The organism is Methylobacterium sp. WL18, from assembly GCF_008040015.1.
Taxonomy (GTDB): Bacteria; Pseudomonadota; Alphaproteobacteria; order Rhizobiales; family Beijerinckiaceae; genus Methylobacterium; species Methylobacterium mesophilicum.
In genome coordinates, this window is the sequence record NZ_VRVD01001119.1 from 1 (window position 1) to 819 (window position 819).

Sequence of the window (819 nt, forward strand, 5' to 3'; positions counted from 1 at the left end):
CCCGCGACCCGGCCGCCGCCTCCGATCAGGTGATCGCCGCCCGCCAGCGGGTCCGCGGCGCCCTCGACGCCGTGGGCGGCGACCTGTCGGGGCTGCTGATCGACCTGTGCGGCTTCCTCAAGGGCTTGGAGCGGATCGAGGCGGAGCGCCGCTGGCCGGCCCGCTCGGCCAAGGTCGTGGTCCGCATCGCCCTGGGGCGGCTGGCCGAGCATTACGGCTTGGCGCGCGAGGCGACCGGACCGGACCACGCGCGGTTGCGGCTGTGGCGGGCATGAGGGGGGGGCGATGGACTCCAACCCTGGCCCTCATCCTGTGGGGCCGTGAGTCTTTCGATCGATCGCCCTTCGATGTCCCATGCACCCGACGCCTGAGCGTCGCCGGACGGGACTATGCCCAAGCACGACCCGCGGGTCCCCTCTCCCGTGCGGGAGAGGGACAGGGTGAGGGATCAGGTCATTCCGGATGGGTCTGTTCCCTCACCCCAGCCCTCTCTCGCACGGGCTACGACGTTCACACATCGCTGCCGGATGAGGGCCAAGGCTAACCCCAAACGCGTCTCCCTCCCCCGCATAGGGGGGAGGGAGAACCGCGGTGTCTCTAGCGTATCCTGTCGGCCCCGATGTGTGAATCCGCTAGCCCGCATGGGAGAGGGGGCGTGTCGCGCTCCGTCATCGACCTCGGGCCAAAACCTTCGGGGGATGTCCCACCTCGGATCGGAAGCCGGGATGAACCTCCCGAGGAATGCTGCAGCGTTACCGTTTGTCGCGAGCGATGAATCGAAAGGCTCACCGCCTTTGAGAACGAGGGGGAGGGTGGGAG

General features: G+C 69.0%; 1 protein-coding gene. It reads left to right on the plus strand.

Translation table 11 applies throughout. From position 1 onward, the window contains the following. Window positions 1–275, plus strand: a 275-nt coding sequence (locus tag FV228_RS31265) for a DUF6456 domain-containing protein (RefSeq protein ID WP_246694107.1), incomplete at its 5' end; no start/stop codon positions are given. Window positions 276–819: the final 544 nt, after the last annotated feature.